This window comes from Candidatus Enterococcus testudinis, assembly GCF_002140915.1.
GTDB lineage: Bacteria > Bacillota > Bacilli > Lactobacillales > Enterococcaceae > Enterococcus_D > Enterococcus_D testudinis.
On sequence record NZ_NGKU01000001.1, the window covers coordinates 749117 to 775211 of the forward strand.

21 protein-coding genes are annotated in these 26095 nt (G+C 44.0%); 16 read left to right on the top strand and 5 right to left on the bottom strand.

All coding sequences use genetic code 11. The features are described 5' to 3' along the window. Positions 1–52: 52 nt before the first annotated feature. On the bottom strand, positions 53–1198 hold the full coding sequence (locus tag A5886_RS03665) for a cation:proton antiporter (RefSeq protein WP_086273686.1): 1146 nt from the start codon (positions 1196–1198) through the stop codon (positions 53–55). Positions 1199–1315: 117 nt separating this feature from the next. Further along, positions 1316–2179, bottom strand: coding sequence for an alpha/beta hydrolase (locus A5886_RS03670; protein WP_086275976.1), 864 nt, complete (start codon positions 2177–2179; stop codon positions 1316–1318). Positions 2180–2348: 169 nt separating this feature from the next. Between A5886_RS03670 and allC the strand changes: the two genes are divergently transcribed. Genes allC through arcC form a run of 7 tightly spaced genes read left to right on the top strand, consistent with a single transcriptional unit; the run spans position 2349 to position 10337 of the window. Further along, complete coding sequence (gene allC / locus A5886_RS03675; protein ID WP_086273687.1) at positions 2349–3593, top strand: allantoate deiminase; 1245 nt, start codon at positions 2349–2351, stop codon at positions 3591–3593. Between the two features lie 23 nt (positions 3594–3616). After that, complete coding sequence (allE, locus tag A5886_RS03680) at positions 3617–4402, top strand: (S)-ureidoglycine aminohydrolase (RefSeq protein ID WP_086273688.1); 786 nt, start codon at positions 3617–3619, stop codon at positions 4400–4402. 16 nt (positions 4403–4418) lie between these two features. Further along, positions 4419–5495 carry an ureidoglycolate dehydrogenase gene (gene allD, locus A5886_RS03685; protein WP_086273689.1) on the top strand — a complete coding sequence of 359 codons (1077 nt, stop codon included), beginning with the start codon at positions 4419–4421 and terminating at the stop codon, positions 5493–5495. Positions 5496–5503: 8 nt separating this feature from the next. Further along, positions 5504–7258 carry an acyl-CoA synthetase FdrA gene (fdrA, locus tag A5886_RS03690; protein ID WP_086273690.1) on the top strand — a complete coding sequence of 585 codons (1755 nt, stop codon included), beginning with the start codon at positions 5504–5506 and terminating at the stop codon, positions 7256–7258. Between the two features lie 11 nt (positions 7259–7269). Beyond that, the gene (locus tag A5886_RS03695) at positions 7270–8535 is read left to right on the top strand and encodes a YlbE family protein (RefSeq protein ID WP_086273691.1); all 1266 of its coding nucleotides are present in this window, start codon (positions 7270–7272) and stop codon (positions 8533–8535) included. A gap of 30 nt (positions 8536–8565) precedes the next feature. After that, a complete protein-coding gene (locus tag A5886_RS03700) occupies positions 8566–9384 on the top strand; it encodes an oxamate carbamoyltransferase subunit AllH family protein (RefSeq protein ID WP_086273692.1) in 819 nt (272 codons plus the stop codon). A 17-nt stretch (positions 9385–9401) separates the two neighbouring features. Further along, a complete protein-coding gene (arcC, locus tag A5886_RS03705; protein WP_086275977.1) occupies positions 9402–10337 on the top strand; it encodes a carbamate kinase in 936 nt (311 codons plus the stop codon). Positions 10338–10350: 13 nt separating this feature from the next. Here the strand turns inward: arcC and A5886_RS03710 are convergent, their stop codons facing one another. Continuing rightward, positions 10351–11985 carry a PucR family transcriptional regulator gene (locus A5886_RS03710; RefSeq protein ID WP_086273693.1) on the bottom strand — a complete coding sequence of 545 codons (1635 nt, stop codon included), beginning with the start codon at positions 11983–11985 and terminating at the stop codon, positions 10351–10353. A gap of 133 nt (positions 11986–12118) precedes the next feature. On the opposite strand from A5886_RS03710, the gene A5886_RS03715 reads away from it, so the two are divergent. The 5 genes from A5886_RS03715 (at position 12119) to A5886_RS03735 (ending at position 18057) form a co-directional block, all read left to right on the top strand. After that, positions 12119–13333, top strand: coding sequence for a pyridoxal-phosphate-dependent aminotransferase family protein (locus A5886_RS03715; RefSeq protein ID WP_086273694.1), 1215 nt, complete (start codon positions 12119–12121; stop codon positions 13331–13333). A gap of 147 nt (positions 13334–13480) precedes the next feature. Continuing rightward, a complete protein-coding gene (locus A5886_RS03720; protein WP_086273695.1) occupies positions 13481–14731 on the top strand; it encodes an MFS transporter in 1251 nt (416 codons plus the stop codon). A gap of 18 nt (positions 14732–14749) precedes the next feature. Continuing rightward, positions 14750–15997: a dicarboxylate/amino acid:cation symporter gene (locus A5886_RS03725; RefSeq protein WP_086273696.1), complete on the top strand. Its 1248-nt coding sequence runs from the start codon at positions 14750–14752 to the stop codon at positions 15995–15997. Positions 15998–16135: 138 nt separating this feature from the next. After that, a complete protein-coding gene (locus A5886_RS03730; protein ID WP_086273697.1) occupies positions 16136–17488 on the top strand; it encodes a WD40/YVTN/BNR-like repeat-containing protein in 1353 nt (450 codons plus the stop codon). Positions 17489–17622: 134 nt separating this feature from the next. Beyond that, positions 17623–18057, top strand: a complete 435-nt coding sequence (locus A5886_RS03735; protein ID WP_179189962.1) for a single-stranded DNA-binding protein — start codon at positions 17623–17625, stop codon at positions 18055–18057. A 63-nt stretch (positions 18058–18120) separates the two neighbouring features. On the opposite strand, the gene A5886_RS03740 is transcribed toward A5886_RS03735, so the two are convergent. Beyond that, the gene (locus tag A5886_RS03740; RefSeq protein WP_086273698.1) at positions 18121–18540 is read right to left on the bottom strand and encodes a LysM peptidoglycan-binding domain-containing protein; all 420 of its coding nucleotides are present in this window, start codon (positions 18538–18540) and stop codon (positions 18121–18123) included. 244 nt (positions 18541–18784) lie between these two features. On the opposite strand from A5886_RS03740, the gene A5886_RS03745 reads away from it, so the two are divergent. From A5886_RS03745 to A5886_RS03760, 4 genes are all read left to right on the top strand, one after another. Then, the gene (locus A5886_RS03745) at positions 18785–19492 is read left to right on the top strand and encodes a gamma-glutamyl-gamma-aminobutyrate hydrolase family protein (RefSeq protein WP_086273699.1); all 708 of its coding nucleotides are present in this window, start codon (positions 18785–18787) and stop codon (positions 19490–19492) included. Positions 19493–19510: 18 nt separating this feature from the next. Further along, positions 19511–21151 (top strand): peptide ABC transporter substrate-binding protein, encoded by a 1641-nt coding sequence (locus tag A5886_RS03750; RefSeq protein WP_086273700.1) that lies wholly within the window; start codon positions 19511–19513, stop codon positions 21149–21151. Between the two features lie 424 nt (positions 21152–21575). Beyond that, complete coding sequence (locus A5886_RS03755; RefSeq protein WP_086273701.1) at positions 21576–23330, top strand: ABC transporter ATP-binding protein; 1755 nt, start codon at positions 21576–21578, stop codon at positions 23328–23330. Continuing rightward, a complete protein-coding gene (locus A5886_RS03760; protein WP_086273702.1) occupies positions 23314–25062 on the top strand; it encodes an ABC transporter ATP-binding protein in 1749 nt (582 codons plus the stop codon). The genes A5886_RS03755 and A5886_RS03760 overlap by 17 nt, the downstream gene beginning before the upstream one ends. A gap of 114 nt (positions 25063–25176) precedes the next feature. On the opposite strand, the gene A5886_RS03765 is transcribed toward A5886_RS03760, so the two are convergent. Continuing rightward, complete coding sequence (locus A5886_RS03765; protein ID WP_086273703.1) at positions 25177–26088, bottom strand: LysR family transcriptional regulator; 912 nt, start codon at positions 26086–26088, stop codon at positions 25177–25179. Positions 26089–26095: the final 7 nt, after the last annotated feature.

Sequence of the window (26095 nt, forward strand, 5' to 3'; positions counted from 1 at the left end):
CCAAAACACCCCCAAAAGGCAGCTATCATTCGCTGCCTTTTGGGGGTGTTATTCATGGATACATTCTCCTCGTAAAATACTTCAAAATCAGCGGAGAGAGCAAGGTACTTAACAAAACAACAACAACCAATGGTGAATAATACGCGTCATTGATCAATTGATTTTGTTGGCCAATCTGCAAAATAATCAAGGCCATTTCCCCTCGAGAAATCATCCCGGCGCCTACCATCCATGCACTTGGATTGGAAAAGGAAGCCAATTTTCCGCCGACAAAACCGCCCAATAATTTAGTGCCAATCGCAATCACAGTAAAGAGCAGAACAAAACCTGATTGTGTAAGGAGACTAGACAGATCCACGGATAAACCTACACTAACAAAGAAGACGGGAATAAATAGCGCATAACCGATGGCTTCAATATTGACCAACACTTCTTGTTTAACTTTGGTTTGACCCACAGCAATTCCGGCAAAGAAAGCACCAATCACTGAGGATAATCCGACAATATCGGCTAGATACGCCATTGAGAAACAAAGCACCAATGAAGCGATGATCACGGCAGCAGTGGTGGATAATTTTTCTGCAAATGAGAACAGCAATGGAGCCAACCATTTAACAATCAAAAAGATCAGTCCAAAGTATAATAGCTCCTCGAGGATCGTGAGCGGCAATGAAGAACTCTCAGTGCTTGCCCCCAGAAAAGAAAGACTTAAACTCAGCACCAATACCACCAAAATATCATCTACAACGGATGCCCCCAAAATCGTGGAACCTTCTTTGGTACTGACAACACCTAATTCCTTCAGCACTTCCACTGAGATACTCACCGAAGTCGCAGCCAACACGATCCCAAAAAAGAAACTCTCTGCATGGGATCCAGTGATGTGCCAACCTGCGAGCCAACTCAGACCCAAAGGCAGCATAATCCCCAAAACTGCCACATACATCCCCGGTTTGACATACCGTTTCAGTAAAGAGACATCACTTTCCATTCCAGCCAAAAACATCAGCAAAATGACACCAATCTCAGAAAAATCGGTCACCAGTATATCTGGATGCACCCAATTCAATCCGCCTGTGCCCAGAAGAATCCCTGCCAACAACTGACCGATTACGGCTGGAACCCCCAATCGTTTAGCGATTTGCGCAAACAAAGTAGTGGTGATCAGGATCAAACATACTATTCCTACAAAAGCCATTCAATCATTCCTTTTATCAAAATTGCCTATTCATTATAACACTTATTTGAGGAAAAAGTGTCCAGAAGAATGCCAATTATCAGGTATGAAGAAAGGAGCTGATAGCAGGGAACATGCTTATGTAAGTCGGTTGAGCCATGAAATCAATTTTTGATAACAAGCATCGGCTAACGGATTTGCTTGTCGGTCAAAGTCATGTTGCGCGTCCGACAGCCATTCTGTTTCTACCTGATCCAGCCGTGCAGCAAATGCTGTTGAAGTTTGGAAAGGCACGTCGGGATCGTCGGTGCAATGGGCCATAAAAGTTGGTGGCATGTCATTGACCTTCTGCAACTGCTGATCTAAAAGCTGCAACTCAGCGCGTTTGCCCAAATACGTATGCCAATTGCCAAACTGACGTGCGGATAGATAAAGAGGAAAACGGGCGGCCAAAGACCCTTCAGTGATGGGGGCTGCCTCGATTATTTGTTGGGCCTCGATCGGAGCAACTTTTGGCAATCGTTGATAATGAGCAGAAGGTGCTAAAAAAGTTGAACTCAAGACTTCTTGATAGCCATAAAAACGAATCAAGCCAATTTGTGATACGTGTGGAAAAGCTGCTGATAACAATGAAACCAAATAACCCCCCGCTGAGCGACCAAATAAAATGTAGTCTTTTTTTCCAAGCCCACTGTAGTGCCATCCGTCTTGCAAAAACCACTGAATGGCAGCCTGTGCGGACTGATAGATATCCACCAATGGAACCTCAGGCGCCAGGGGGTAATCAAAGGTAAATAAGCTATAGCCAGCCTCAAGCAGTGCTTGGCGATAGGCTGCCGGCAAATCATTGCGATGGCCATAGAGAAACCCACCACCGTGAAAATATAAGAGTGTGCCCCGCACTTTTTCGGGACGATAAAGGGTGGCTTTCAAAGGAAGCTGTGCACTATGACCATAAACAAACGTCTCCGTTGTTGTTTGTTCGATTATTTTCTCATTCATATCGGTTCCTACTTTCATTTCTTACGTTGCTTCCTATAGTATAGACAGTGTAAGGGGTTTATTTAACAACGTAATGGACAAAAAATACGATATATTTAGCACTATTGCACAATGAAAGCGTTTATTCTTATGCGTACAATAAAGGTATCAATTAAAGGAGGCACACCAAATGAGTTTAAAGAAAGAAACTGCCGCAATGATCGATGCATTATCAAATATAGGGGCTGATCCCACAGGCGGTATGACCCGGTTATTGTATACAGATTCATGGAAAGAAGCGCAATTATACGTTGAGAAACAATTACAAGACAATGGTTTGGCTACTCACTTTGATGCAGTCGGGAATTTATTTGGACGCTTAACGGGCAGCAAGTATCCTGATGAAACCATTTTGTCAGGTTCCCATATCGATACAGTCGTTAATGGAGGAACCTTAGATGGGCAATTTGGTGTAGCGGCTGCGGTGTTGGCAATCAAATATTTGAAAGAAACTTATGGCCAACCTTTGCGCTCATTAGAAGTGATTTCGATGGCAGAAGAAGAGGGCAGTCGTTTTCCAACTGTTTTTTGGGGCAGCAAGAACTTCGTGGGTGAAGCGCAGGCTGAGGATGTGCAAGCTGAGGATGTGCAAGACATTGCTGATTTTGAAGGCCGTCCCTTCGTAGAAGAAATGCACCGTCAAGGGTTCGATTTTCGTGATGCGAAAGAAGCTGTACGCAAAGATATTAAGGCTTTTGTCGAAATCCATATCGAACAAGGCAGCGTGTTGGAAAAAGAGCAATTGCAGATTGGCGTTGTCAACAATATTGCTGGTCAAAAACGTTACACTTTTGTGTTGAAAGGCCAAGCCAACCATGCAGGCACGACACCGATGGGGTATCGACACGATGCTGTATATGGGTTCGCGGATATATGCAAAACAGTCATTGATCGTGGATTGGCATTAGGCGATCCCTTAGTGGTCACTTTTGGCAAGGTGGAACCAAAACCAAATACGGTCAACGTTGTGCCGGGGGAAGTTTTGTTCACGATGGATTGTCGCCACACCGATGGACAAGTGTTAGATTCTTTTACAGCTGAAGCGGAATCGCTGATCAAAGAGATTGCTGAAGCCCATGGACTAACAGTTGAAATGGATCTTTGGATGGATGAGCGTCCAGTACCAATGGACGAAAATATTGTGACGATTATTGAAAAAGCAGTCAAAGCTTCAGGGAAGAATTATAAAGTCATGCATAGCGGTGCGGGCCATGACTCACAAATCATTGCGCCACATTTCCCAACTGCCATGTTGTTCGTCCCAAGTATTGACGGCATCAGCCATAATCCAGCAGAAGCTACCCATATCGATGATTTAACTGCGGGTGTCGAAGTCTTGGCAGCAGCACTGTATGAATTAGCATATCAAGAATAAACAATCAGAAAGCAGGAAAGTAAATGGGCTATAAAAATAACAATACCGGCTATCTAGAAGGACTTCTCCAATCTAGAGCCATTATCAAAAAAAACAATTATGCGATTTTGCCTCATGATGGGTTGGTCAACAATGTGATTCCCGGATTTGACCAATGTGACTGCTCGATTCTGGGCTCGCAAAAATTAGGTGCCAGCTTTGTCGATTATTTGATTTCATTCAAGAAGGATGGCGCCAATACAGTAGGATTTGGCGGACCTGGGATTGAAACATTTCTCTATGTGATCGATGGACATCTATCTGTGGGGGACGGACATGAGACCCATGATTTGCAGACTGGCGGTTATATGTATTTACCCGCTGGTGAAAAAATGTATATGAAAAATCTACAAGATGAGGCAACAGAAGTCTTTCTGTACAAAAAACGTTATCAGCCTATCGAAGGACATGAAGCATACAAAGTCACCGGCCATGTGTCTGACTTAACACCGATTCAATACGAGGGAATGGAAGATGTGTTGTTATGGGACTTTTTACCTAAAGACCTTGGTTTTGATATGAACATGCATATTTTATCCTTTGAACCGGGTGCCAGCCACGGATACATCGAGACCCATTACCAAGAACATGGTGCATATCTGCTTTCAGGTAAAGGCATGTATAACTTGGACAATCAATGGTTTCCAGTTGAAAAAGGTGACTATATCTTCATGAGTGCCTATGTGCAGCAAGCTGCTTATGGCGTTGGCCGGGATGAGCCGTTGTCTTATATTTATTCGAAAGATTGCAACCGCGATCCAGAAATTTGAGAGGGAGTAGAACAGTATGGCAGATACGGTGATTGTTCGGCCGCAAGAGCTGGAACAGTTGATTCAACAGAAATTAGCAGCAGCAGGTCTCACTGACCAACAAGCCAAAATCGTTGCCGAGCATTTGGTTTTTGCTGATGCTAGCGGCATTCATTCCCATGGGGCTGTCCGCGTTGATTATTATGCGGAACGTATTGCCAAGGGCGGAATGAATACACAACCAGAAATTACATTTGAAGAGACTGGACCAAGCAGCGGCATCGTCCATGGTCAAAATGGACCTGGACAGGTAGTTGTGTTGGAAGCGACAAAATATGCGATTGCGATGGCCAAAAAATCGGGGATCGCGGCTGTCGGGGTCAGTCAAACCAGTCATAGCGGAGCGCTGTCTTACTATGTAAAGAAAGCAGCACAAGAAGATTTGATTGCTTTGTCCATGTGTCAATCTGATTCAATGGTTGTCCCTTTTGGCGGCAAAGAGAATTACTTCGGCACCAACCCAATTGCCTTTGCTGCGCCACGCAAAGACGGTGAACCAGTCGTTTTTGATATGGCAACGACTGTCCAAGCGTGGGGCAAAATATTGGATGCCCGCTCAAAAAACAAAGAGATTCCTGATACTTGGGCCGTAGACGCTGACGGGCACCCTACTACCAATCCTCATCATGTCCATGGTTTGCTGCCGATTTCAGGGCCGAAAGGCTTCGGCTTGATGATGATGGTCGATATCTTGTCTGGTATGTTGTTGGGCTTGCCTTTCGGTAAACATGTGTCTTCGATGTACCAAGATTTGACCAAAGGAAGAGATCTAGGACAATTTATTTTGTTGATTGACCCGCAACGATTCACGGATCTGGACAATTTTAAAGCATCCGTCGATACAATGGTTCAAGAATTACACGAAACGCCGCCAGCAGATGGTTTTGAACAAGTCTATTACCCTGGCGAAATCAATCAGCTGCATTATGACAAGTATATGACTGAAGGGATTCCAATCGAAAAAAATATCTATGCCTATTTACAAAGCGATACGATTCATTTCAATCAATACTCCAGGGCTGATGCATTTGCCCAAACAGGATCAGGAAAGTGAGGAAACCCATGTTACACACAGTGATTCAAAAAAATAATTATCAAGATTCAATCGTTCTGATGTTGCTGACCAACCAATTATTGACGATTGAAGGAGTCAATAATGCATCCGTGATGATGGGAACACCAGCAAATAAAGATATTTTTAAAACGGGCGGCCTCTATACAGAAGAGATGACGGCAGCTACCTCAAATGATATGGTACTGGTTCTAGATATTGAAGACGATTCGATCGTTGACACGGTGATGACTGAAATCGACCGCTTTTTGAATGACCAGAACAAAACCAGTAAAGAAGAAGGTCTTGAAAGCGTCAAAACTTGGGAAAAAGCACTATCAGCTGGAGAAGATGCGGGTGTTGTGGTTCTTTCAGTACCTGGAACCATGGCAGCGAATGAAATTGAGACAGCATTGACTGCTGGCAAACATGTCTTTTGTTTTAGTGACAATGTTGCGTTGGCAGATGAAGTGCGCCTGAAACAATTGGCGCATCAAGAAGGCGTATTGTTAATGGGACCTGATTGCGGTACTGGCATCATCAATGGGATTCCAGTAGCGTTTACCAATGCGATCCGCAAAGGAAAAATCGGCGTAGTTGGTGCATCAGGTACAGGCATCCAAGAAGTGACCACGATCATCCATAAATTAGGGGAAGGTGTCACGCAAGCCATTGGTACTGGCGGTCGTGATTTACATGAAGCCGTTGGCGGCATCACGATGAAAGACAGTATCGTAGCTTTGGAAAATGATCCAGATACCGAAGTGATCGTTGTCATCTCAAAACCACCGGCGCCTATCGTACGTGATCAAGTGTTGGCATTGCTGAGAAACGGCAGCAAACCGGCAGTCACGATTTTCTTAGGGGAAGCGCCAACTGATCACGAAGAAAACCTATATCGGGCTTACACATTAGAAGAGGCTGCCCAATTAGCAGTTCAATTGCTGCGTCATGAAAAAGTCCAGTTGACAGAAGATGACAATGTGGGAAATACAGTTACTTTTTCAGCAGAACAACAGCAGATCAAAGGCTTTTATTCTGGTGGCACCTTGGCTTATGAAGCAGCGATGTTGATTGAAGCCGGTTTAGGTTTGTCGGCAGCAGATGGCCATAAAGATGGATTTATCTTGAAAGCGGATGGGCATGAAATCATTGATTTAGGCGATGACATCTATACACAGGGAAAACCCCACCCAATGATCGATCTAACCAAGCGCAAAGAAATGCTGCGTCAAGCTGGGGCCGATCCTAAGACCGCAATCATTTTGTTGGATATCGTACTAGGCTATGGCGCTCATCAAGATATGGCCGGTGAACTGGCACCTACGATCAAAGACTTGAAAGCACAAGCACAATCCTCAGGACGAGAGTTGGCAATTATCGCGACTATCGTAGGTACTGACTTGGATCCGCAAGATGCCAAAGCACAAGCAACGATCTTGGAAGAGGCTGGTGCCATCTTGTGTCAAAGCAATGCCCAAGCTGTTAAAAAAGCCTTGGATTTACTGGGGCATCCATTGTCACCAATCACTAGAAATTTATTGAAAACAGAAAATGATCATCACGCATTGCGGCAACCTTCAGCACAAATAATGGCGCTATTGCACAATGACACCTTTATCAATGTAGGACTGCGCAGTTTTGGTGAAGCCATTCGTGCGCACCATGGGACAGTCATCCAGTATGATTGGCAACCTATCGCAGGGGGCAATGTAACGTTGCAAAAAGCGTTGCGTTTCTTGAATCAAGTGTCATTAAAAGAGTAGGAGGAATTCGTTTGTATCAAACAATTGAAGAAGCAAATCAAGCAGTTATCGCAAAAATCGTTGCAGGATCGCCATTCTTAGTGGATGTCGTGCCTGCGGTCAGCGTCATTCCAGAACTGGCAGAAGGAAAAGTCTTGCTGCACGCGGGACCGCCGATCCGTTATGACCAATTGATCGATCCAATCCAAGGTGCCTGTGTAGGTGCGGCTTTGTTTGAAGGATGGGGCGAAACAGAAGCCGACGTTCGTCACTTGTTAGAAAATGGCGAAGTGACGTTGGTTCCTTGTCATCATGTGAACGCGGTAGGGCCTATGGGAGGGATCACTTCTGCCCATATGCCAGTCTTGGTAGTAGAAAATACCACAGGTGGCAACCGTGCTTATTGTACGATGAATGAAGGGATTGGTGCTGTATTAAGGTTTGGCGCCTATTCACAAGAAGTCATCGATCGCTTGCATTGGATGAAAAACACGTTAGCACCTGTATTAAGTGCCGCTTTAAAAACCAAATCCGAAGGCATGAATGTCAATGTATTGGTTGCCAAGGCAATTGCTATGGGAGATGAATTTCATCAACGCAATATTGCAGCATCCTTGGCCTTCTTGAAAGAAGTTGCGCCGTCAATCGTAGCGTTGGAAGGGTTTGATGAAGAAAAATTGGCAGTCATCCAATTTTTGGCTGATACGGATCAGTTTTTCTTGAATATCATGATGGCATCGGCAAAAGCCGTATTAGATGGTGCCCGCAGTATTGAAGCTGGAACGGTCGTCACCGCGATGTGCCGCAATGGTCATGAGTTTGGCATTAGGATTGCTGGTATGGGGGATGAATGGTTCACGGGTCCTGTGAATACGCCAAAAGGGCTGTACTTTTCAGGTTTTAGTGAAGCAGATGCTTCGCCTGATATGGGAGATAGTGCGATCACAGAAACCTTTGGTGTCGGCGGCATGGCTATGATTGCAGCACCAGCTGTAACACGCTTTGTCGGATCAGGCGGGTTTCATGATGCGTTGAAAACCAGCAATGACATGATGGAGATCTGTATTGATACAAATCCTAATTTCCCAGTACCAACATGGGACTTCCAAGGTATCTGCTTAGGCATCGACGCCCGCAAAGTGGTTGAAACAGGCATCTTGCCAGTCATCAACACAGGCATTGCCAATAAGCAAGCTGGAAGAGGTCAAATTGGTGCGGGAACGGTAACCCCACCGATCGGCTGTTTTGAGAAGGCTGTCTTAGCCTATGCAAAAAAATTAGGTTTTTCTGAAGAATAGCCAAGAAAGCCTTACTAAGGAGGAAAGAAAATGCTGCAGGCAAAAAGTATCGATCAGCAGTTATTTGCGCAGCCCTATGTCAATGGGCACTGGCGCGTGCATAGCATGTTCAAAAAGAGTCTGAATCTGCAAGCGCAGCGCAACAAGGAATTGGTCATGGTGACCTATCAAGATGCCAAAGTACCCCATGGCATCACTGTTTCTCAGAGAGACTATGAACAGCTGACAGCACAGTTGACGATCGATACGTCAATTATGATCCAACAACGGGTCCTGTATTTTCCGCAAGCAGCACTTTCTTTCCAACACGCCAATAGCTATGAAACGACTTGGTCTACCAATGGAGGCGACTTTGAACGAGAGCATCTATTTTCAGTAATCAAACAAGTAACACAAGAAACGGGCTTTCAAGAAGCTTTACAGCAAGTATTCATTAGTCAGCATACGTATTATCAAGCAATCGATGCCCTGCGCGATGACTCATTCTGCGCACAGCAACAAGCAATCGACTATCTGATTGGCCGAGGTGTCGGCTTGACACCGACGGGAGATGATATGTTGGTGGGGTATTTATTGGCATGCTGTTTCACCAATCAGCAAAATCAGCGTTTACTTACCTATTTGAAGCACACATTGATCACCGTAGATGATTTGACCACGGATGTCAGTCGGCATTATTTACTACAAGCGATTGCTGGCAATTTTAGTCAGACTTACACAAACATCGGCTGGTGTCGGGATCAGCAGACCGCAAAGAACGTGATCCAAACGATCCTTGCAATCGGACATACCTCGGGGGTTGATTTTTTGGCTGGGTTTATCCGAAGTTTGTTGCAGGACAATCAATGAAAAGTGAGGGATATATTATGGCAAAGCGAGTTGTGATCGCCTTAGGGGGCAATGCAATTTTAAAACCGAATCAAGAAGCAACAGTAGAAACACAATTGGCGAATATCCAATTAAGTGCAGATCAAATCGCCAAAATTGAGCAGTTGGATCATCAAATCGTGGTCACCCACGGGAATGGGCCTCAGGTAGGAAATATTTTGCGGCAAAATGAAGAAGCCAAAGCGGTCGTTCCGCCTTTTCCTTTGGATGTCTGCAATGCTGAAACCCAAGGCTTTATTGGCTATCTGATGGAGCAAAGTATCAAGAATAAAATTGAACAAGAAGCATTGACGAGTAATGTGGTGACCTTGCTGACACAAGTGGAAGTCAGTCCTGATGATCCAGCATTTCAAAAACCAACCAAGCCGATTGGGTTGTTTTATACCGCAGAAGAAGCCGAGACGATGGCCAAAGAAAAGCAGTGGGTGATGGAAGAAGATGCAGGACGCGGCTATCGCAGAGTCGTACCATCACCACAACCATTAACGATCCATGGTGTGGAAGCAATGGTCCATTTGCTGAATCAAAATACCATTGTGATTGCCGGTGGTGGCGGGGGGATTCCAGTTGTCAAACAACAACATGGCTTACATGGAATCGAGGCGGTCATCGATAAAGATCGGACAGGCAAAAAGTTGGCTGAACAAGTCGATGCCGATGTCTTTATGATGCTGACGGATGTAAGCAATGTCTACATTCATTACGGCACTCCCCAACAGCAGAAATTGACTGGGCTTTCTGTCGATGAAGCACAAGGCTATTATGATGCAGGCCATTTTGCTGAAGGTAGTATGGGACCTAAGATGGAAGCGGCGATTGCTTTTGCAAAACAAGGCAAAACGGCTATCATCTGCTCCTTAGAAGAAGCTGACCAAGCGTTGCTTGGCCAGGCAGGTACGCGGATTGCTGGCTGATGATTGCAGCAACTCAGGCGTAACCTTCTTCGGATAACGTCAATGCCAAACGTAAATCAAGACTGACTGCCGGATCATGAACATTCTTGCCTAATAATTTTTGGCACTGTTCGATCCGGTATTTGATCGTATTGCGGTGGACAAAGAGTGCTTTGGCTGTGCGAGTGATCTCACATTGAAAATCGAGATAGCAAGCCAATGTTTTTCTTAATTCAATCAAATTGTCTTCAGTTGGGAAGGCCAATTCATTGAGAATCGTACGACAAAAATAGTGAATATCTTCTGGACTCATTTTTTCGAATAAACTGCGCATCCCTTTTTGATGATAAAAGGAGACTGGAGAAGTATGCAGCTGTCCTTTGCGTTCTTCGTAGGCTGATTTTGCTTCAATGAAGGAGCTGGCGATGTCGTCAATACTTTCATAAACGCTGCCAACACCAAAGGTCATATCAAAAGGCAAGCATTCAGCTAAAGCATTGGCTGTTTCAATCAAGTAGTCTGCCAGTCCATCACATTTATGTTGCGTCAAAATCGCAAAATGGTTGGTATCCTTGATGTGGAAAAGGCAAACATCTTTGATTCGGTGGGGAAGTTGTGCGCTAAACCAAGTGTAAGCCAAGGCACTTTCCTCTTGTTGGTATTTGAGTTTTTCTTGGGTATGCCGCCTAGGTTGACACACCCCGTAAATCACTCGATAATGGCGCGCTTTGACAAGTCCGTGCCCTTTACCAAGTTCTAACCATTCTTTGGGCTGCTGCTTGGTGGATTGCTGGTATTCGATCATTCTGGTCCAAAAATCACTTTTGATGTCTTCTAGCGATTCTTGGATTTTTTGGTTTTTATACAACATGAAAGACAAGACCAATGCAGCTTGTTCAAGGGCAAATTCTGATACTGGATAAGGAATGGCTTCGGGATTCAATATCACCAAATAATAAGGAAAGTATGTCGATGTTTCGATCGCATAATAAGAAATCTGAGACGTTTTTTCCTGCAGATCGGTGATGGGGATCACGCCGCTTTTTTCACCGCTGAAGACACCTTTGGTCTGCGTCAGTTGATGGACATAGTATTCTGCTGGTTTCGACATACGAGTGAAATGCTTTGAATGGGCGATGACTTTTTTGAATGGATTCAATAGAATGATCGGTGTATTGACCATTTGCCCAAAATCTGCAATAAAACGAGCAATACTCACATCTTTCATGAGTGAAGCGGAAAATCGTTTTTGGATATCGAGGGCATAACTTAATTGTTCTGTTTTGGTATGCCAAATCAAGTTCAGCAATTGATGCATCAAGCGACCCAATGGCATTGTCGCAGGTACCTCGATCAATGGAAATTTCCGTGCGGCAGCATAGGCGATGACTTCCGGATCGATGTCGTTCAGAAATCGGCCGATTTTGATCCCAAGTCCGGCCGCATTTTTGGCTATCAGCGTATCGATCAATCCACAAAGGTCTTGCTGTTTGTGTTGATAGACCATGGCGGTAGTCAAAATAAACGTATCTTCAGGAATATAATGGGCAATATCTGGTGTTTCGGTGATTTCAATACTATCAACGACCCGTTGCGCTGTATTGGCAGGTGTTAATAGTGTTAAATCGGAGAAGCGTGGGACAGCAAGTACATCAGTGAGTGTTTTCATTAAAAATCTCCCTTTAGTATATTGAACAGATTGAACAAAAAATAGCTTATTGTTAGCCCAATTGTACAACATCCGTGGAAGCGTTGACAAGTTGCGGCTAGACACAAAATTTAAATTGAAATGAGGCGAAACGATGTTTAATGAATTAGCAATACCCCAAAGAACCATCATGACTCCTGGTCCCGTAGAAGCACATCCAGCCGTGTTGCAAGCAATGACGCGGCGCATATTGGGTCAATTTGATCCAGCGTTTTTAACGATCATGGATGAAGTCAAAGAAATGATCAAGCAACCTTTTGGCACAACCAACAAAGAAGCATTTGCCATTGATGGTACCTCCAGATCAGGATTAGAAGCGGCTTTGATTGCATTGATTGAACCAGGCGATAAGGTTCTGATCCCAGCCTATGGGCGCTTTGCGTATTTATTGGGGGAAATTTGCGAACGGGCACGAGCGGAAGTCCGCTATCTTGAAAAAGAGTGGACAGCGCCTTTTGCGCCAGATGCCGTGATTGCGGAAATTGACGCATTCAATCCCAAAATCGTAGCGATGGTCCATGGAGAAACGGCGAACGGGCAAATGCAGCCATTGGCTGAAATCGGTCAATACTGTCGCGCCAACAACATATTTTTTGTGGTCGATATGGTGGCGACGTATGGCGGTGTGCCTTTAGCAGTGGATGAGTGGTGTGTCGATATTGCCATCGCTGGGACCCAAAAATGTTTGAGTGTGCCATCAGGCCTCGCTTTGGTGACGTATAATGATCGAGTGGAAGACGTGTTGGACGCTCGTTACCAAAAAGAGCTAGGCTTAAGCAAAACAGACCGCAATGAGCGGCACATTGCCAGCAACTATTTGGATCTCAGTCAGTTGCAGCGCTATTGGAACCAAGAACGCATCAATCATCATACAGAAGCAACGAGTATGATCTATGCCTTGCATGAAGGGTTGAGAGTTTTATTGCAAGAGGGCTTGTCTGAGGTCTATCACCGCCACGCTAGGAACGAAGGGGCATTGATTGCAGGGCTCAAAGCCATGGGCTTGAACTTGTATGGTGCAGCGGATACGAAGATGCCCACTGTCACACCAGTCTTTATCCCAGAAGGTATTGATGGAGAAGCGGTTCGGAACATGCTGCTTGACGATTTTGGCGTGGAGATTGCAAGTTCGTTCGGTGATTTAAAAGGCAAAATATGGCGGATCGGCAATATGGGGTATAGCAGCCGCAAAGAAAATATACTGCATGTTTTAGCAGCGCTAGAAGGTGCCTTGTTGTATCATCAAGCACCGATTCAATCAGGGCAAGCTGTACCGGCGGCATTGCGCTTTTATCAAAATAACATATAGTTTGGCACTTATGCACAAGGATAATTTGTCCTTTGTGAAAAATGACAATGAATTATTTTCGTCTAAAATGTAAAATAACAGTATATTGAAGCGCTTACTAAATGTTTGGTGCACAAACTTATAGGCGTATATGTTGGAGGGAAAAAAATGGAAATCAATAAAGAACGCGGTGGTTTTGCTTATTGGAAACAAATCATTATTCTTTTATGTTCAGGGTGGGTCACGATTTGGATCTATCGTTCGGCATTATCCCCAATCTATCCGCAAATCAATGATTCTCTTGGGGGCAATATCTCGGACACAGCATTAGGGTCGATTGCCAGCTTCTATTTCCTAGGATATGTGATCATGCAGATTCCGGCAGGATTTTTGGTGGATAAAATTGGGAAGAAAAAAGTCTTGATCCCAGGATTTATCGTCTTTGCGATTGCTGCTTTCTTGATTTCGCAAGCAGCGTCGATCACCATGATTTATACCGGTAGTTTTCTAGCAGGGATAGGGTGCGGTTCTTTCTATGGCTCAGCCTATTCCTTAACGTCGCAAAATATTCCGAAGGACAAGAAAAGTTTTTCAACGGCGATCGTTAACAGCGGTTCTGCGGTAGGGTCAGGATTTGGGATGATTTTGTCTAGTTTTTTAGTCATTCAAATGAACTTGCCATGGCAAACGATGATGTATCTTTCGACATTCTTGATCATCTGTATGACCGTTGCTTTTGCCCTAGTGATCCGCAGCAATAAAGATGATGTTGCGTTTCAAGTAAATGAAGCACGTGCAGAAGAAGAAATCGGGGAAAAGCCGAAAGAGAATGTGTCTTTATCAACGTTGTTCTCATTAAAAATGCTCTTTACCTATGTGTTGTATTTTGCGACGTGCTATGCGTATTACATGACCGTGACATGGCTGCCGAACTTCTTAGGCACAGAGCGCGGGTTTCAAGGTGTAGCGATTGGGTTTTCTTCATCATTGGTGGCCTTCGCTTCGATTCCTGGTGCATTGCTGTTTAGCCGACTGGCAGATAAATATATGCATAAAAAAGTAACGTTTATCGTTGTGTTGGAACTCTTGGCCGCGTTGATGCTCTTGGTCACTGTGCAAGCATCGAATGCAACGTTCTTAATGATTGCGTTGATCATGTATGGCTTCTTAGGAAAATTGGCAGTTGAACCAATCATTATTTCTTGGTTGGGTGAAAATGCACCAAGTGTTGGTGTAGGTACAACTTTGGGGGTCTTCAACTTTTTCGGTATGATGTCTTCAGTCATTGCGCCGACATTGACAGGCTCGATTTCTGATGCCACGGGATCGAAGGTCATGGGCTTTTATATCGCAATTATTTTATTGGCCATCGGATCAATCTTATTCTTAACAGTCAATGCAAAGAAAAAAGTCAACTAAAAAAGTGAGGCGCTGCAAATGAAAACTGCCATCAAACTCAGTCTGACTAACCAGATCATGATCGCCACTATTCTAGGTATTCTCTGCGGTTTTGTATTTCAAGGTGCAGTCAGCGATCTGAAAATCATCGGTGAATTGTTCTTGCGTCTTATACAAATGTCAGTGGTCGTCTTGATCATGGGGGCTGTTATTGAAGCCGTGGGTGGATTAGAGGCGAAAGAATTAGGCAAGATTGGGATCAAAGTCTTTCTTTGGTTTGTTGGTTCGACTATTCTAGCAGCTGTTGTGGGGATTGTATTTGGATTTCTCTTTCAGCCAGGTGCGGGCATTGAACATACATCCGCAGCCACAGAAGCCATTTCGATTGGCAGTACAAGGTTAGAAGATGTCTTGCTGAATTTTATTCCCAGCAACATTATAGAAGCGATGTCACAGGGAAACATGATTCAAGTCATTGTTTTTTCACTGCTGTTTGGTCTCGCACTTAGTTTGATCAAGGATGAGAAGAACAACCACGTTATTCTCGAGTGGATCATTGCTTTCAACAATGTCATTCTGAAAATGGTCACTCTGATCATGAAAGCCGCACCAATTGGTATATTCTGCCTGATTGCTTCGGTCGTAGGAGAGTCCGGTGTTCAAGTTCTTGGGACATTGATTCGTTTCTTGCTGACATTAGGCAGTGCCTCACTGTTATTTCTGGCAGCATGGCTCGTGGTTACTGCCTGCTATTGCAAAGTCAATTTATGGCGTTTGATGAAAAATATGTGGCGGATGTCCGTCGTATCCTTTACCACCACCTCCTCTGCCGTGTCATTGCCGATTTTGATTGAAGACAGTCGGGAAAAATTAGGCATCAGCGACCGAATCGCCAAATTGGTTTTGCCTCTCGGAATGAGTTTGAACAGCAATGGGTTAGCAATGTTCTTATCCCTCTCTGTCATGACATTTGCCCAATATTATTCGATTGAGTTGGGGACAGGAGACCTGGTTCAGATCGTCCTCTTGTCTACGCTGGCGTGTATGGGGACGATTGTTGTTCCTGGCGGCGGGTTAGTCACACTGGCGACTGTGATGCCAATGTTAGGACTGCCCACTGAAAGTATTGCCTTGTTGGCAGGTATTGATTGGTTTTCTGGGATGTTTCGTACGTTGTTGAATGTGGATCCTGATGTGACCGTCGCGCTGATTATTGCCCACGATGAAAAAGAATTGGATCACGACATCTTCAATGGCACAAAGCATGTGACGAAAACAGCCGAATAAAAAAGTGAGAAAAAGGGCAGCCGATGCTGCCCTTTTTTGCATGATTTGTTTAGTTTTCTTAATCTATCAAGAGAAGTATTATGAGAAAGGTCACGCTGTTTTATACTATTTTTATTGAAAACAGAAGGTGGATGTTTCATGAAAGAAAGAAAAACAGTGGTGATCCGCATCGCATTGGCCATCGCTTTGACATTGGTGGTGATCGGTTTAGTGGTATGGTTCGTACTTGGCTTTTCCCTCGGTCGATTTGTCGGAGATCATACGGAAGCGACTGCGACCAGTCAAACAAGTCAAACGACGATCAAAGAACAAAATGTGGATTATTTCAACCAATTTTTACCCTTTGAAAGTGAGTATTCTTATGAGCCTAGTATGGAAGGGGCCAATTTGTTTTATGACTTGATGCGTTATTTCTCATCTGAAAAAGTGACAGATGATGTACGAATCGAATCATATAGTGTCACGGGGGCAGCCTATGAAGAGGGGGTCTTGACCGTTACATTTACTGTGTGGCCTGAAACGATCAATCGGGATCAAATGGTTGCATACTGGGGGAAGGTCGCTGATGATGGTTCTGTCCGAGACATTTGTTGGCAAGTAACAATCGATACAACCAGTCAGGGCGATACGGCAATCACAAAAGTCGCGACAGGAGATGCAAGTCTCATCACAGAAGATAACAATCAAATAACAGTTGATGAGAACAGCAATCAAACAATTGACTACAAAACAGAAGTTGGCAAAGATCAACTCAAATTGACCTATGATGGCTGGAAAAATCAAGTGATTCTTCCGTATGCATTGTCAGATTTTTTTGGTGGGGAGTATAGTGGCGACAAACAGTCGTTGATTGACCAAAGTTATGTGTTGACACCTGATCAAACCGGCTTTATCCGAACCGCTTATGCCACTGATGACAGTGCGAGAGAAACGGTCTATTATACGTATACCGATGACCAAGGAAGCAGCTGGCATGATGTTGTTTTGGAAAAAGACGCGGCAGCGATCCGTTACCGCAAAGTGGCATTCGGGGACGATGGATTTGGTTATATCTTTTTGTCTGGAGGCAGAGTGATGAGTCTGGAAGGCTATCTTTCTTATATCACGACAGACGGGGGCAAAACATGGACTGAACATCAAGTCGTCGAAGGGGTCAGCAGCTTGTTGACAGATGCCTGCTATCTAAATGAAACGTTAGGCTTCATGAGTTTAGGCGGTGTGACACCTTCTGAGCCAAATCTTTATGTGACAACAGATGGCGGCAATACGTGGTTGCAATCATCTTTTACTATGCCAGATGATTTGAAAAAAGTCTTTGTTGTCGCTGAAGCGCCATACGAAGAAGATGGCGCGTTAAAGGTAAAAGTCAACCAAGGTTCATTGGGGGATTATAAAGGCGGCAACGTCAAAGGTATTTTTATCTCAGAGGATCAAGGATTGACTTGGACATTTGAGAAAGAAGAAGCGGAGGAAACGTCAGAAGCGGGATAATTTCTTAAGTTTCATGTAACTCATTGTGCCAAGCCGCAGAAATGATTCTTGGCGATTGCAACAAATGAAGAATATGATAGACTAGAGCTAATACGCAAATAAGCAATTTATCAAACAAGAGCGAGGGATTTAACGTGGCAGCAAACCAAGTGATCTTGGTCGGGAAAATCGCTGAAATGACATCAGTGACCAATCAAGACGCAACAGGGATTCGTTTCATATTAATGGTCAAAAGCAATTGGCAATCGGCAGCTGAAGCAGAATCATTTGAATGTGTGATCTATGGCAAACCAGCAGAAACGTTCAAGCAATATACCCAAATCGATGCAACGATCAAAGTCACAGGGCATTTACATAGTTGTCCGCATCAGACAGAAGATGGTCAGCGATTTTGTGGCGCAGAAGTGATTGCAGACAGTTTTCAGCTGTTGGAACGACCTGAACCAGTCATAATGAATCTATCAGAAAACCGGAGCCAGCAAGAGGCTGTGAACAAAAAACAAAATCAAGAACACGACCCTTTCAGAAATCAAGTGTTGGAATTTTTGAAAGACAATCGATTCGTCTAGAAAAAAACGTTACTGTCTGTGCGCCCCAATGCGTCAGATTTTAACGTTTTTTCGTTTATGCGGTTATTGCCGTTTTTCGAAACGATTGATCGCGCTTGATTTGGGAGCGAGCGTCGTCGATTCTGCCGGGCCATTTGAGGAGGCATATCTTTCTCGATTATCTGGATCAATAGTCGCGGGGTCTGTTAAAACGAGTATTTCGCCGGCTAAAATCAGATCTTGGTTGACGATTTGATTCCAGTGGATTACGATATCCATCGGGATTTTCGCTGCTGTACAAATCAAATCTAACGTATCACCCCAATGAATGGTATAAAAATCGGTTGGCAGTTGTTTTTGAATAGCACTGAGTTCCCGGGGGACCCAAGACTGTATGACTCCTTCGACCTGGCCGTCTGCATGTACGGGCATAGGACGCAATACCCAGCAACTTAGACCAACGAACAGAACTGGCGTATACATGATTGTTTTATGAATTCTCATTATTTACCTCTTTTTTGTCAATATTCTTCATATTGTTTTGTTTAAAAGGAATTATATCTGATTTTACGGGTTGTGTACACATTTTTTTAGTGATGCTGCTAATGTACATTCGGATATCATTTGGTGGCGATTGTAATTAATTATCGCGAAAGTGAAAAACTTATTTCACAAAAGTACTCAAATAAGATAAACTAGATGCAATACATATCTGGCTATAGGATGGATAAAAAAGGATGTGGCAGTTATGAAACGACCTACGATTGGCATTGCTGCCAATGAAGTAGCAGATGCAGGAGAAACATTACACCATTTACCAATCAGTTATACGCCGCTAGGCTATGTCCGGGCGGTTCAACAAGCTGGTGGGTTGCCATTGATTTTGCCCATCGGCGATAGTGCAACAGCCAAGGAGTATATCGCACAAATCGATAAATTGGTCTTAGCGGGTGGTCAAGATGTCTCACCTAAGTTTTATGGTCAAGAAAAGACGATCAATCTATCCAGTTATTTGCAGCGAGATGAGTTTGAATTGGCCTTGATCGATGAGGCACTGTTGCAGAAGAAACCTATTTTTGCGGTTTGCCGAGGAATGCAATTGATCAACGTGGCTCTAGGCGGGACGCTGTTACAAGATATTAGCAACCACAGCGATATTGTTCACATGCAAGCACCTATACCTAAAGAAGTGCCGACACATGTTATAGAAACATTGGATGAGAGCCGACTATCCGCGATTTATGGGCGCAAGACCCATGTCAATTCCTTTCATCATCAAGCAGTGGACAAACTGGCTCAGGGACTGTGTAAGACGGCTTGGAGCCCTGATGGTATCATTGAGGGACTTGAAGCAGCAGAACGGCGGATAATGGGGGTGCAATGGCATCCTGATTTTGCCTATGATGCACTGTCTCAAGAAATGGCAGCTTTTCGTTATGTGGTCAACGATTTATAAAATCTAAGGGGGATAAAAATGAAAAAAAGAATGTTTGGGATTGCTGCGTTCGCATTGTTGGTATTGAGTGCGTGTGGTGGCAGCAATGAGACAAGTACGGCAACGAGTGGTTCAGCAGCAAATGCTGATCAAGTGATCCAAGTGTCAACTGCTGGAGAGTTATCCACGTTAGATAGCGGGCAGTATACCGATGTCAATAGTTCGGACATGATCGGCCAAGTGACAGAAGGACTCTATCGACTGGATGCAAATGGTGATCCGGAGCTGGCGATCGCTGCATCAGACCCAGAGGTTTCCGAAGATGGCTTGGTTTACACCTTTACATTAAGGGATGCCAAATGGAGCAATGGAGATGCCGTCAAGGCTGGTGATTTTGTCTATGCATTTCAATATGTTGCTGACCCTGCCAATGGATCTAGCAGCAGCAACCAAATGGATGTCTTGAAAAATGGCAGCAAAGTCAGACAAGGCGAGGCAGATGCAACTGATTTAGGTGTGAAAGCCATCGATGATCAAACGTTGGAATTGACTTTAGAAAGTCCAATCACTTATTTGAATCAAATATTGGTCGGTACGCCATTTATGCCGAAAAATCAGGCCTTTGCTGAAGAAAAAGGCAAAGACTACGGCTTGTCTGCAGACAACTTTGTAGGCAACGGACCATTCTTGATTTCTGGATGGGAAGGCACCAATGAATCTTGGACATTGACCAAAAATCCGGATTATTGGGATGCAGACAATGTTCAATTGACTGAGATCGACGTACAAGTCGTCAAAGAAACGGCGACTGGTGTCAGCCTATTTGAAACAGGAGAATTGGATTACACCACATTGACAGATACTTACGCCCAACAGTATCAAGACTCTGACAATGCCAATTATGTACCGAAAGCTTTGGTTGGCTACTTGAGTGCCAATCAAAAGAGAAGTGTGACGGGAAATGTCAAAGTACGGCAAGCCATTTTACAAGCCATCGATAAAGAGGCATTCGCGGAGAACATTCTTGGTGATGGTTCGACGGCATTAAATGGATTTGTACCAAGCAACTTTGCCAAAGATCCTGATACTGGAGAAGATTTCCGTGAAGAAAATGGCGATCTATTGCCATTTGATCTGGATGCAGCCCAAGCATTATGGGAAGAAGCCAAAACTGAATTGGGGCAAGATAACATCACGTTGGAATTACTTTCCGCCGATACAGCAGCAGCGAAGAAAACAATTGAATTTGTTCAAGGCCAATTAGAAACCAATTTGCCAGGATTGACGATCGATGCCAAATCAGTACCATTGCAAAATCGTCTTGATCTGCAATCAAAGGGTGAATTTGACTTGGTATTTGGTACATGGACACCAGATTATGCAGACCCAATCAACTTCTTGGAATTCTATGACTCAACGGGTGGATTGAATACATCAGGCTATGCCAACGAAAGTTATGACCAAGGTCTGGAAGATGCCCGTACCACACTCGCAAATGATCCTGCCGCACGTTGGACCAAATTGAAAGAGTTGGAAAAACAATTGGTCGCTGAAGATACAGCTGTTTTGCCACTTTATCAAGGAGCAGTTGCTTATTTGAAATCAGATCGTCTGCAAAATGTGCAAGTGTTTCCTTTTGGCAGAACGGTATCTTATCGATTGGCTTCTGTGACTGAATAATTTTCTCAAAAAAATCACCTGATCCCTTCGACTCTGTTTTTGAAGAAAGGATCATGGTGGTTTTTTTGCTTGGAAAGGGTCATTTAAAAGGCTTTATCAGGATATTGATTTTCATAAAAAACATACGTTAAAAAATACAATATCGACAAATAGATTTTTAAAAAGTCAATCTTTTTTAAAAAAAATTAATGAAAATGGTTGCAATCTGAGAAACTTATCTGTAAAGTGTAATTATTAAATAAAAACGAAGGAGGGATTACGATGCAAAATTCAACAAAACAACAAATCGCCAAATTGAATAAAGTAAATCCCTTACTCGGTAACCATTAGTGTACAGATAATGTCTTTTTGACGTTTTCGCTCTGTCCCTTTTCCGAAGGGACAGAGCTTTTTTGTGTACTTTTTTAGATTGAGAGGGATAAAAATGAAGTATGTATTAAAACAATTAACGACGTATTTTAAAGAACATAAAGGCCGCTATGCGGTGGTCTTTGGATTCATGATCATTGCTAGTGCCATGTATGTGGCGCCAATTTATATTTTGAGATTATTTATCGATGCGCTTTTGCAAGACGATTTCTCACAGACAGATTTGATTCGTTACAGCAGTTTGTTTGCGGGGGCGATTTTGCTAGGTTATGTAGCAGAATTTGTCTGGACCTTTAACTTATTTATTGGTTCTTATGATCTGCAGCGGCAATTGCGCCAACAATTGATGGGTCATTTTCTGAAAATGGGGGCACCGTTTTATCAACGGTTTCGTACGGGTGATTTGATGACCCGCTCCAGTGATGATGTGCAAGTGATGGGGATGACTGTAGGTTATGGCTTAATGGTTTTTTTGAATACGAGTTTGTATTTGAGTTTTATCGTGGCTATGATGGCGGTGACTGTTTCTTGGCAGTTGACACTGATTGCCTTGATTCCAATGCCGATTTTGGCGTATTACATTTTCAAATGGGGATCACAGGTCGATAAATCTTTTACCGAAGCACAAAACTCTGTGTCGGAAATGAACAGTGAAGTTTTGGAGATCATCGACGGGATTCGCGTAGTGCGGGCGTATGGCTTAGAGGCGGAAACCACCAAAAAGTTCGAAGCAAAAACAGCGGAAACACGCGAGAAAAATAATATTGTTTCAGAAATCGATTCCCGCTTTGGTCCATTGATCACGATTATTCTGGCGATTAGTTTCGTTTTGAGCTTTGGTATCGGTGCCCAGCTGGTTGCCAATCAGCAAATCACGATTGGGGCGATGGTTTCTTTCCAAGTCTATTTGACCATGGTGGTTTGGCCTATGATCTCGGCCGGCGATCTAGTCAATGTGATGCAGCAAGGGGCAGCTTCATGGCGCCGAATCAATGAAGTCTTGCAAACAGAGGATCTGTTGGAACCCGCCGGAACAGCTGATTTGGCTAGTGTTGAGACAATCAAGCTGTCAGATTATCATTTCAAATATCCTGACACAAAACGGGAAGTCTTGGCAGGTCTTGATTTAACGATTCAAAAAGGAGAAGTATTGGGGATCGTCGGTAAAACAGGAAGCGGCAAAACCTCATTACTCCGTCAATTTGGTCATCGGTATCCTTATTCGAATCAGATGCCGTACATCAATGGACAAGCGTTGACTCACTTTCATACGGAGGCTTTGCGCAGTCAATTTGCGGAAGTGCCGCAAGAACATACTTTGTTCTCAAGGACGATCAAAGAAAATCTCTTGTTTGGTCAACCTGATGCCAGTGATGCAGCCATTTGGTCAGCGTTAGATGCTGCTTGTTTCTCAGAAGATATCAAGCGCATGCCGGAAGGATTGGAAACGGTCGTCGGTGAAAAAGGCGTGTCGTTATCCGGCGGTCAGAAGCAGCGATTGTCATTGGCACGGGCCTTTCTGCGGCAAAGTGAAGTTCTACTGTTAGACGACGCGTTGTCCGCAGTGGATGCCAAAACCGAACAAGCAATCATCACCAACTTGAAACAGATGCAACATGCGCCAACATCGATCATTGTGACACATCGGCTATCGGCCATCACAGATGCTGATCAAATCATTGTCTTGGATGACGGTGAGATTCGCCAAAGAGGTACCCACCAGTCATTGATCAAGACACCAGGCTGGTACCAAGACCAGTATTATCATCAACAGTTAAAGGAGGACGATACAGATGTTCTCAACGATTAAGCGTCTGCTGTCTTATTTACGCTTTTACAAAAAACGATTTATGCTAGGTGCCAGCTTATTATTGCTGGCGGCTGCATTGGAATTAACCTCACCGCTGATCGCCAAACAATTGATTGATCAAGTGATGACACCCGCTTCTGAAACAGCAACTTTGAAAACCATGCGCTTGATCCAATTGCTTGGCGGCTATTTGCTGGTCAACTTGATCGGTTCATTGTTCAGATATGTTAGTTTGCTGCAATTGAGAAAAATGTCCAATAGCATCGTCAAGAAGATGCGGGATCAATTGTTCCAACACATGCACCAGTTGCCCGTTTCTTATTTTGACCAAATCCCAGCTGGAAAAGTTGTCGCTCGGATCACCAATGATACTGAAGTGTTGCGGTCCAACTTTTATGTGGTGGTGATCAGCAATTTGCTCAGCAATATCATGCAAATCGTAGGTGCTTTTATCGCATTGACCTTACTGAATCCGACATTAGGCACAGCTATGCTGGTGCTGATTCCGATTTTAGGCGTGTGGCAGCATATCTACACCAAGTATGCGTCTCGTTATAATTTGGCGATGCGGGAATATATTTCACAAATCAGTGGTCAATTGAATGAATTTGTCCAAGGGATGGCTATCATCCAGGCCTTTCAACGCGAGAAACAGTTGCAAAAAGAATTCAATGAAACCGTTGATAAATGGTTTCAAACAGGACGAAAGTACTTGTTGCTTGATTCGAGTATTGCTTGGGGCTTAGGCAATTTACTAAGAAACTCCACGATTTTGATTTTGATTACGACATTGGCTTCATTCTTTCTAAATGACCGCTTGGCGATTTCAGCTGGATTGCTATATGCCTTTATTGATTACATCAATCGTTTATACGACCCAATCGAAGGACTGGTCCAAACGATCACCAATGTGCAGCAATCCTTAGCCGCTGGTCAACGGGTCTTTGAATTTGCGGATCAGCCAGTGGAGGCGCAACAAACTGCCCAAATGGATATTAAAGAAGGAACAGTGATTTTTGAGGGTGTCACTTTCGGCTATGATCCGCAGCAAATGATTTTACATGATATCAATTTCCAGGCTCAAGCCGGTGAAACGGTGGCACTTGTAGGGCATACGGGCAGCGGGAAATCGAGTATCTTGAATTTGTTGTTTCGTTTCTATGATCCGCAAGAAGGACATATTTATGTGGATGGTCAAGCCATCGATGATTTCGATCGTCATAGCTTGCGTCAATCTATGGCAATTGTGATGCAAGATCCTTACTTGTTTACAGGGACGATTGCCAGCAATATTGGTATGAACGATCCCGCAATCAGCGAGGAGATGATCATTGATGCGCTGAAACAAGTCGGGGCGGACTATTTGTTGGCTCGTTATCCAGAAGGTATTCATCATCCAGTAGTAGAAAAAGGCAATGCCTTCTCCAGTGGTGAACGACAATTGATCAGTTTTGCTCGTGCCCTTGTGTTTGATCCGAAAATCTTGATTTTGGACGAAGCCACCAGTCACGTCGATACTGAAACTGAGTCGATCATCCAAAAAGCGATGACGGTACTGCAAAAGGGGCGCACGACATTTATGATTGCGCACCGCTTATCAACGATCAAAGAAGCCAATCAAATTTTGGTCCTAGATCAAGGGAAAATCGTTGAACGAGGCAACCATAGCAGTCTGGTCCAAACGACGGGGATTTACCAGCAAATGTACAAAATGCAAGCTGAACAACTATAAAAGATGATAAAAAAGCCTTGCGTGTCCGCCAATTCAACGGACGCGCAAGGTTTTTCAATATAATGCGAAGGGTTGCCTGATCATCTATGGGGAGTAGGGAAAGGAAGCCTTCGCTTATACACTTGATTGAAATGAAGCAATATGATGCCGTAATTTCTGCAAGAAACTGTCGCCAATCGGAGATATCTGGCGATTTTTCTTTTTAATGAGGATGATTTCTCCCTCTGGTTCGTGTAAAAGGGGGATGAAAACGAGGCCTTGCTTTTCTGGTTCTTTAACAATGCCTGAGCCAGTCCCATAAAGATCGGTTTGCTGCAACAAGCCGATGATCGTGCCGCGATCGCTGACATGGACGACTTGTTTGCTGGCAGCATAATCAACCAGATCTTCTGAAAAAAAGGAAAAGCGGCTGTCTTCTTGCAAGAAGCGTGCTTGCGAAAAAGCGGCCAAATCCGCCAACGTGACAGCGGCTTTTTGCGTGAGGGGGTGACCTTGGCGAACAAAGACATGGGGACGAAATGTCCCGATTTGTTCGAAGTGCAAATGCGCCCCTTGAAGCAAGCGGAGCATGCCTGCACGATTTTCATCATTCAGATACAAAATGCCAAATTCACTGCGATGCTGCTCGACATCATTGATGACTTTCAGTGTGGTTGTTTCAAATAATCGGAATTGACGGCATTCTGGAAATTCCGCCAATAATTCACGCACGATCACTGCTGTGAAATCGTAATGCTGACTGGCAATCGAAAATTCCAGATTGTGGGCTTCTTTACTCGAAAACCGTGTTTCAAGCAGCTCGACTTGGTTGAGAATATGCTGAGCATGGTCCAAAAATTCTGATCCTTCCGCAGTCAATCGGGCACCTTGATTGGTTCGTTCGAACAGCTGCACCCCTAACTCTGCTTCTAATTCTTTGATGCTTTGAGAAAGGCTGGGTTGAGAAAGAAAGAGGCGCTTGGCTGCTTCACGAAAACTGCCGTGATCCGCAATCGACTGAACGACCCGCATTTGTTGGATATTCATTGCTGCA

Bases quoted from the DNA above. Each gene is read 5' to 3' on its own strand.
- A5886_RS03670 (WP_086275976.1), bottom strand. From the start codon at position 2,179: ATGAATGAGAAAATAATCGAACAAACAACAACGGAGACGTTTGTTTAT.
- allC (WP_086273687.1), top strand. From the start codon at position 2,349: ATGAGTTTAAAGAAAGAAACTGCCGCAATGATCGATGCATTATCAAAT.
- A5886_RS03750 (WP_086273700.1), top strand. From the start codon at position 19,511: ATGAAAAAAAGAATGTTTGGGATTGCTGCGTTCGCATTGTTGGTATTG.
- allE (WP_086273688.1), top strand. From the start codon at position 3,617: ATGGGCTATAAAAATAACAATACCGGCTATCTAGAAGGACTTCTCCAA.
- A5886_RS03715 (WP_086273694.1), top strand. From the start codon at position 12,119: ATGTTTAATGAATTAGCAATACCCCAAAGAACCATCATGACTCCTGGT.
- arcC (WP_086275977.1), top strand. From the start codon at position 9,402: ATGGCAAAGCGAGTTGTGATCGCCTTAGGGGGCAATGCAATTTTAAAA.
- A5886_RS03730 (WP_086273697.1), top strand. From the start codon at position 16,136: ATGAAAGAAAGAAAAACAGTGGTGATCCGCATCGCATTGGCCATCGCT.
- A5886_RS03740 (WP_086273698.1), bottom strand. From the start codon at position 18,540: ATGAGAATTCATAAAACAATCATGTATACGCCAGTTCTGTTCGTTGGT.
- A5886_RS03665 (WP_086273686.1), bottom strand. From the start codon at position 1,198: ATGGCTTTTGTAGGAATAGTATGTTTGATCCTGATCACCACTACTTTG.
- A5886_RS03755 (WP_086273701.1), top strand. From the start codon at position 21,576: ATGAAGTATGTATTAAAACAATTAACGACGTATTTTAAAGAACATAAA.
- A5886_RS03720 (WP_086273695.1), top strand. From the start codon at position 13,481: ATGGAAATCAATAAAGAACGCGGTGGTTTTGCTTATTGGAAACAAATC.
- A5886_RS03765 (WP_086273703.1), bottom strand. From the start codon at position 26,088: ATGAATATCCAACAAATGCGGGTCGTTCAGTCGATTGCGGATCACGGC.
- fdrA (WP_086273690.1), top strand. From the start codon at position 5,504: ATGTTACACACAGTGATTCAAAAAAATAATTATCAAGATTCAATCGTT.
- A5886_RS03745 (WP_086273699.1), top strand. From the start codon at position 18,785: ATGAAACGACCTACGATTGGCATTGCTGCCAATGAAGTAGCAGATGCA.
- A5886_RS03710 (WP_086273693.1), bottom strand. From the start codon at position 11,985: ATGAAAACACTCACTGATGTACTTGCTGTCCCACGCTTCTCCGATTTA.
- allD (WP_086273689.1), top strand. From the start codon at position 4,419: ATGGCAGATACGGTGATTGTTCGGCCGCAAGAGCTGGAACAGTTGATT.
- A5886_RS03760 (WP_086273702.1), top strand. From the start codon at position 23,314: ATGTTCTCAACGATTAAGCGTCTGCTGTCTTATTTACGCTTTTACAAA.
- A5886_RS03725 (WP_086273696.1), top strand. From the start codon at position 14,750: ATGAAAACTGCCATCAAACTCAGTCTGACTAACCAGATCATGATCGCC.
- A5886_RS03700 (WP_086273692.1), top strand. From the start codon at position 8,566: ATGCTGCAGGCAAAAAGTATCGATCAGCAGTTATTTGCGCAGCCCTAT.